The sequence below is a fragment of the Mesorhizobium helmanticense genome (assembly GCF_003034915.1).
Taxonomy (GTDB): Bacteria; Pseudomonadota; Alphaproteobacteria; order Rhizobiales; family Rhizobiaceae; genus Mesorhizobium; species Mesorhizobium helmanticense.
In genome coordinates, this window is record NZ_PZJX01000041.1 from 80,207 (window position 1) to 86,367 (window position 6,161).

Below are 6,161 nucleotides of genomic sequence, written 5' to 3' on the forward strand. Positions count from 1 at the left end.
CTGCGCGCCACTATATCCAAGCGCGGGAAAACAGGAACCTGCCCGTTGCAACCTATAATCGACATCCCGCTGTGGCTGGCGCACAAGCGCCGGGCATTGGCCCACCCTGTCAGCGGTGCGGATTTCCTGATGCGCCGGGCAGCCGAGGACCTTGCCGACCGGCTGGGCGCCGTCGAGCGCGAATTTAACAGGGCGGCCGTCCTGTTTTGTCAGACACCGGCCGCCGCCAGCGTGCTCGCGGCAAGCGGCAAGGTGGCGGACATTGTGCGCGTCGAGGCGGACGCGGCTTTCCTCAAGGGCGAGGCGGGACTGGTCTCATCGTTGGAAACCGTGCCGTTCGAGCCGGAAAGCCTCGACCTTGTTGTGTCGCTTCTGTCGCTGCAGGCGATGAACGACATTCCCGGCATGCTGGTGCAGACCCGCCGCGCACTGAAGCCGGATGGTCTTTTCCTCGGCGCCTTTGCCGGCGCCGGCTCACTTTCCGAGCTGCGCGAAAGCCTGTTGGCCGCCGAGACCGAGCTTTATGGGGGCGCCAGCCCGCGCGTCATCCCGTTCACCGACGTGCGCGACGCCGGCGCGCTCTTGCAACGTGCCGGCTTCGCCTTGCCGGTCGCCGATGTCGAGACGGTGACGGTGCGCTACGATTCCCTGTTCGGCGTGATGGCGGACCTGCGGGCTATGGGCGAGACCAGCGCGCTCATCGACCGTAGCAGGCGGCCGGGGACGCGAAGGCTGTTTGCCCGCGCAGCCGAAATCTATGCCGAACGGTTTTCGGATGCCGATGGCCGTGTCAGGGCGAGTTTCCCGATCGTCTGGATGTCAGGCTGGGCGCCCGACGCCTCGCAGCAAAAACCGCTGAAGCCGGGCTCGGCGAAAATCTCGCTGAAGACAATACTGGAAAATCCCGGCGGGCATTGACCGGATTGTGCGGATGCAGGTGCCCGGTCGTGATCACGGCGCGAAAGCATTCACAAGCCTGCTGTTGTTGTCGCTGAACAGCCATTCGAGGGCATCGAATACCTGGCCGACGCCGCCAACGATGGCAAGCGACAACACGGCCACGATCAGCCCATATTCGACGACCGTCGCACCGGTCTCGTCTTCCAAAAACCGTTGCAGCACTGTTTTCATGACTGTCGATCCCGCTTGCCACGACCCTAGCGCCGACCTGTTAAGAAAGGTTAACGGCACAGGCTTAACAGGCGATGAACCGGCGACGTTCTCGAAATCTGTTAACTATGCATATCGCATGAAGAGCGCCGGACATGATGCGCTTTTCGATCAGCAGTCGCCGCTGTGCCTGCCATTGCTGATGACGCAGACTGAACTGGGCAGCGGCTGCAGCACGCTCCTGCGCAGCGTGTAGGTGTTGCGATGACCGATCGAAGCCGTGCTCATCATGTCGACGCCGGCAAGATCGTCGCCGGTGGCTTGCAATCGCATCCGGTTGTCGAGGTAAGGCGTCGCGAACAAGGCCAGGGCCACCGCGGCCGAACCGAACAGCAACGTGAGGCGCAACAGGCCCATGCCCGCTTGGCTGGCGCCACGCAAACGGTCGGGCCGGATCGAGTCCCAGTCCCTGTCGAGGCTCATGCAGTCGCTCCCCGGTGAAATCGGCGCTTTGCCTCAACTTTTCACGGCAAGATAAATCTTTCATTAACGCTGGGTGAAACAGGGGCCCGGCTACAGTCCGGCTTACAGCAGATCGATGAGGAACTGGATCAGCGGCGCGTCGGCCGGCGGCATCGGAAAATCGCGCATCTGGCGCGGCCGCACCCATTTCAACGCCTGGCCTTCCTTCGGCTGGGCGATGCCACGGAAGCGGCGGCAGACGAACAGCGGCATCAGCAAGTGAAAATCATCGTAGGAATGGCTGGCGAAGGTCAGTGGCGCCAGACAGGGGGTTTCGGTCTCGATGCCGATTTCCTCATGGAGTTCGCGGATGAGGCATTGTTCCGGCGTCTCGCCGGGCTCGACCTTGCCGCCGGGAAATTCCCACAGGCCGGCGAGTTGCTTGCCTTGCGGCCGCTGCGCCAGCAGCACGCGGCCGTCGGCGTCGACCAGAGCGCAGGCCGCGACCAGGAGCAGGCGCTTGCCGGCGGGGCTCGCGCCGGTCATGCGCCGGGCGGCCGGCGATAGTGATAGCGATAGACTTCCTCGAAGCCCAGCGAACGGTAGAGCGCCAGCGCCGGCGCATTGCTGGCCTCGACCTGCAGCCAGGCTTCGCGGGCGCCGCGCAGCCGGGCCCATTTCAGCGCCGACAGGATAAGATTGCGGCCATGGCCCTGGTTGCGCACCGATTTGTCGGTGGCGACCTCGAACAATCCGGCAAGATCGCCGTCATGGACACAGATCAGCGTCGCCAGCGGCTCGCTGCCCTCTTCGAGCGCGAACAGCCCGGCCTCGGGCTGGATCGCGCCGATGATCTCGGACAGGCCAGGGCGCAGCGCCACGTCGGAGCCGCTGACCTTGAGCGACGCGCCGATGAAGCGGCTGATGTCCTTCAGCGGGATCTGGTCCATGGCCGGGTCGAGTTGCGCATCCGCCAGCGGCAGGCGCATCACCAGCGATTCGTCGAATATGCTCCAGCCTTCCTTGTCGAGGTGGCTGGACAGGTCAGGCCCCGACAGTGGTGAGATGCGGAAGGTCAGCGGCCTGCCATAGGCGTCGAAACGCCGGCTGGCGCGGCCGATGCGCTCGGCAATGTGCTGGATGTCGCCCGGATCGAGGGGGTTGACCGAATTCAGCCGCTTGGCCGGATGGCCGGCCGTCAGCCGCACCACCCAGGTGCCGTCATAATGGACGGCCGCCGCCGGCCAGGCACGAAAGCCGGCCGCCTCGTAGCGGCGGACGATGGCGAGCATGCTTGCCGGATGTCTGGAAACCAATGTCATCAGCTCCGCCAAATACCTCAGCTGCGATAGTCGCCATTGATGGCGACATATTCCTTGGTGAGGTCGCAGGTCCACACCGTCGCCTTGCCGCGGCCGATGCCGATATCGGCGCGGATGCGGATTTCGTCGCGTTTCATATAGGCCGATGTCGCCTCTTCCGAATAGCCAGGATCGCGCTCGCCCTCATGCGCCAGCCGGTTGTCGCCGAACCAGATCGACAGAAGGTCGCGGTCGGCCGGTTCGCCGGCCTTGCCGACGGCCATGACGACGCGGCCCCAATTGGCGTCCTCGCCGGCCACCGCCGTCTTGACCAGCGGCGAATTGGCGATGGACAGCGCGATGCGCTTGGCCGAGCGGGCCGATTTCGCCCCGGTGACGGTGACTTCGACCTGCTTGCGCGCGCCCTCGCCGTCGCGCACCACTTGCAGCGCCAGCGATTTCAGCACCTTGCCGAGCGCGCGGCGGAACGCCCCGAGGCGTGCATCTTTCGGATCGCTGATCAAAGGCGCGCCGCGCCTGGCGGCGGCACCCGTGGCGAAGATCAGCAGCGTGTCGCTGGTCGAGGTATCGCTGTCGACGGTGACCGCGTTGAAGGTCTTGGCCGTGCCGCGCGACAACAGATCCTGCAGCACGGGTGCTGCGATCGCTGCATCGGTGGCAATGAAGGAGAGCATCGTCGCCATGTCGGGCGCGATCATGCCTGCGCCCTTGGCAATGCCGTTGATGGTGACGTCGGCATCGCCGAGCTTGATGGTCGCGGTCGCCACCTTCGGATAGGTATCCGTGGTCATGATCGCCTTGGCGGCTTCCGTCCACAGCTCCGGCTTGCCGTCCTTGACCAGCCCGGCGAGCAGATGGCTGAACTTGCCGGCGTCGAGCGGCTCGCCGATGACGCCGGTGGAGGCCAGGAACACTTCGCCTGGCGTGCATCCCGCCGCCTTGGCCGCCGCCTCGCCGGTCATGGCCGTGGAGGTCCGGCCCTTCTTGCCGGTGAAGGCATTGGCATTGCCTGAATTGACGACAAGCACGCGCGCCTTGCCCTGGCCCAGATTCTGCCGGCAGAAATCGACCGGCGCCGACGGGCATTTCGATTTCGTGAACACACCGGCCACGGTGGTGCCGGCGTCGAAGACCATGGCCAAGAGGTCGGTGCGGTTCTTGTACTTTATCCCGGCCTCGGCGGTGGCGATGCGCACGCCCTCGATCGCGGGCATTTTGGGATATTTCTTCGGCGCGAGCGGCGAAATCGTCGTGGACATGGAGGCCTCGGGCGGGAAAACGCGGGGGGAAGGCCGGTTTGCCCGATACGAAGCGTCGGTGCAAGGGCGTTTTCACGGCCGGCCGGGGCGCGGGGCTTCCGGTTTCCGCCACTCCCGCATCGGGCGATTTGTCAGCATTGGCTGTGCAGAACGGCCCGTTTCGTTTCATCGCCGGCTCGCATATGATTGCCGGCGAAATTGTTGGCGAGGATGACTGGAATGGCCGAAGACGCTGACCCCGCGCGCAAGTCGATCGGCGCGCGACGCAACCCCGACAGCGCCGAGGCCATTCTCGTAGCGGCCGAAGCGGTGCTGGTCGAGGCCGGCTATGCCGGCTTTTCGATCGAAGCCGTGGCCAGGCGGGCGCGCGCCGGCAAGCCGACGATCTATCGCTGGTGGCCGAGCAAGGCGGCCCTGCTGCTCGAAATCTATCAGCGCGGCAAACGTGTCGACAGTCCCGACACCGGCAATATCGAGGACGATCTCGTCGGCTTCCTCAAAAGCCTGTTTTCGCACTGGCGCGAGACCTCGTCGGGCAGCGTGTTCAGATCGCTGATCGCCGAGGCGCAGTCGGACCCGGCCGCGGCAGCGGCCCTTGCCGGATATTCGAAAGGACGCCACTCCCATACCGGCCAGATGATCGAACGCGCCAAGGCGCGCGGCGAGGTGGCAGTCGATGTCGATGCCGCCCTCGTCGCCGACCTGATCGGCTCCTTCGCCTGGAAGCATCTTCTCACCAATCGTCTCGACGAGGACGAAGCCACGCTACGCAGGGCGGTCCGCTATGTGGTACAAGGCATACTCCCACAAAGTCGTTAGGGGGATCGGCGGCTTGCTCGACAGAATATCTCCGGTGCTGCCGGTCAGCCTGATCATCGTTTCCGACTATCTGACGGCAGATGGCGACGCGGAATTGCGGCGCTCGCTGCAGGCCTATGCGCAGGACCGCCAGGGCATTCCCGGCGAAATCGTCATCATGCTGCCAGGTGACCGGACGTCAGGCAGCCATCATTCGAAAATCGAAGCCGAATTCGCCGGCAAACCCGCCTGGCTCTGCCCGTCGGTGATCGTGGCGACGCATGATAGCGACGAATCCTCGCAACTGAAGGACGCCGCACTCGCATATTGCCGTCATGACCTGGTTGCAGTGGTCGAGGCCGACTGTCTGCCGCGGCCGGGCTGGCTGGCGGCCCTCTACGAAAGCGTCGAGACGGACCCGCGGCTCGGCGCCGTTTCCGGACGGACCAGCTACGGCGAAGAGAGCATGATGAAAAGGGTGATGTCGCTGCTCGACCGCGGCTTCATCGAGCGCCGCAACCGCCATGGCCAGGTCATTCATGCCAGCAACAATGGCGCGCTCTACCGGCGCCAGGTGCTCGAACGCTACCGCTTCGAGGCCGATCACGGCCCCTTCGTCAGCTCGCATCTGCGCCAGCACGCCATGCTCAAGGACGGCGTCGCCATGGAGGTGGCGCCCAGGGCCGTCTCGATCCACGCCTATGAGGGATTGGGGTTCATCTGGGACGTCAGGCGCAACAAGGGCTACCAGTTCGCGCGGATGGAGCAGCGCCGGAAACCGCATCGCTCGAAGCTCGGCCTCGCCTGTCGCGCCGTGGCGACGTCGTTCAAGGAAAACCGCCAGACCGCGCAGGCCGTGGGCAGTCAGTTCTGCCGCTGGACGGACTGGCCGCTGTTCTGGGCGATGATGCTTCTGGTGCGGGTCCCCGAATTCACCGGCGCGCTCGCCGCCGATGATCCGGCGGCATTCAAGGCATCGACGCACTATCGGTAGGGGTGGCGGGATCGTTGGGTGGCGGGACGAAACACGATCCCCAGTCACAATCCAATTGTCGAAGTTTGTGCTGCCTCCAGCCTCTCAAGACCTGGGTTCCTCGCCCCCGCAAAGCGGGGGAGAGGTGGCCGCGAAGCGGACGGAGAGGGGGCTTTCGCAGGGCGCAGTCCCCCTCTCCGTCTCGGCTTCGCCGAGCCAGCTCTCCCCCACTTTCGT

General features: G+C 65.0%; 8 protein-coding genes. 3 read left to right on the top strand and 5 right to left on the bottom strand.

Going from position 1 to position 6,161, the window contains the following annotated elements; all coding sequences use genetic code 11:
- Window positions 1-45 precede the first annotated feature (45 nt).
- Window positions 46-918 carry a methyltransferase domain-containing protein gene (locus tag C9427_RS22705; RefSeq protein WP_107651325.1) on the top strand — a complete coding sequence of 291 codons (873 nt, stop codon included), beginning with the start codon at window positions 46-48 and terminating at the stop codon, window positions 916-918.
- Between the two features lie 33 nt (window positions 919-951).
- Here C9427_RS22705 and C9427_RS22710 read toward each other — a convergent pair whose 3' ends face one another.
- The 5 genes from C9427_RS22710 to argJ form a co-directional block, all read right to left on the bottom strand.
- Entirely contained in the window at window positions 952-1,131 is a 180-nt protein-coding gene (locus C9427_RS22710) for a Flp family type IVb pilin (RefSeq protein ID WP_107651326.1), read from the bottom strand.
- Window positions 1,132-1,281: 150 nt separating this feature from the next.
- A complete protein-coding gene (locus tag C9427_RS22715; RefSeq protein WP_107651327.1) occupies window positions 1,282-1,593 on the bottom strand; it encodes a hypothetical protein in 312 nt (103 codons plus the stop codon).
- Window positions 1,594-1,695: 102 nt separating this feature from the next.
- Window positions 1,696-2,118 carry a (deoxy)nucleoside triphosphate pyrophosphohydrolase gene (locus C9427_RS22720; protein ID WP_107651328.1) on the bottom strand — a complete coding sequence of 141 codons (423 nt, stop codon included), beginning with the start codon at window positions 2,116-2,118 and terminating at the stop codon, window positions 1,696-1,698.
- The gene (locus tag C9427_RS22725) at window positions 2,115-2,864 is read right to left on the bottom strand and encodes a GNAT family N-acetyltransferase (RefSeq protein WP_107651329.1); all 750 of its coding nucleotides are present in this window, start codon (window positions 2,862-2,864) and stop codon (window positions 2,115-2,117) included. Before C9427_RS22725 ends, C9427_RS22720 begins: the two co-directional genes overlap by 4 nt.
- Before the next feature lie 47 nt (window positions 2,865-2,911).
- Entirely contained in the window at window positions 2,912-4,153 is a 1,242-nt protein-coding gene (gene argJ, locus C9427_RS22730) for a bifunctional glutamate N-acetyltransferase/amino-acid acetyltransferase ArgJ (protein ID WP_107651330.1), read from the bottom strand.
- A 219-nt stretch (window positions 4,154-4,372) separates the two neighbouring features.
- Here argJ and C9427_RS22735 point away from each other — a divergent pair, with 219 nt between their 5' ends.
- Together C9427_RS22735 and C9427_RS22740 are read left to right on the top strand one after the other, a co-directional pair.
- Window positions 4,373-4,972: a TetR/AcrR family transcriptional regulator gene (locus tag C9427_RS22735; protein WP_107651331.1), complete on the top strand. Its 600-nt coding sequence runs from the start codon at window positions 4,373-4,375 to the stop codon at window positions 4,970-4,972.
- A 13-nt stretch (window positions 4,973-4,985) separates the two neighbouring features.
- Window positions 4,986-5,945: a glycosyltransferase gene (locus tag C9427_RS22740; RefSeq protein WP_245437143.1), complete on the top strand. Its 960-nt coding sequence runs from the start codon at window positions 4,986-4,988 to the stop codon at window positions 5,943-5,945.
- Window positions 5,946-6,161 lie beyond the last annotated feature (216 nt).

Bases quoted from the DNA above. Each gene is read 5' to 3' on its own strand.
- C9427_RS22710 (WP_107651326.1), bottom strand. From the start codon at position 1,131: ATGAAAACAGTGCTGCAACGGTTTTTGGAAGACGAGACCGGTGCGACG.
- C9427_RS22715 (WP_107651327.1), bottom strand. From the start codon at position 1,593: ATGAGCCTCGACAGGGACTGGGACTCGATCCGGCCCGACCGTTTGCGT.
- C9427_RS22720 (WP_107651328.1), bottom strand. From the start codon at position 2,118: ATGACCGGCGCGAGCCCCGCCGGCAAGCGCCTGCTCCTGGTCGCGGCC.
- C9427_RS22725 (WP_107651329.1), bottom strand. From the start codon at position 2,864: ATGCTCGCCATCGTCCGCCGCTACGAGGCGGCCGGCTTTCGTGCCTGG.
- argJ (WP_107651330.1), bottom strand. From the start codon at position 4,153: ATGTCCACGACGATTTCGCCGCTCGCGCCGAAGAAATATCCCAAAATG.
- C9427_RS22735 (WP_107651331.1), top strand. From the start codon at position 4,373: ATGGCCGAAGACGCTGACCCCGCGCGCAAGTCGATCGGCGCGCGACGC.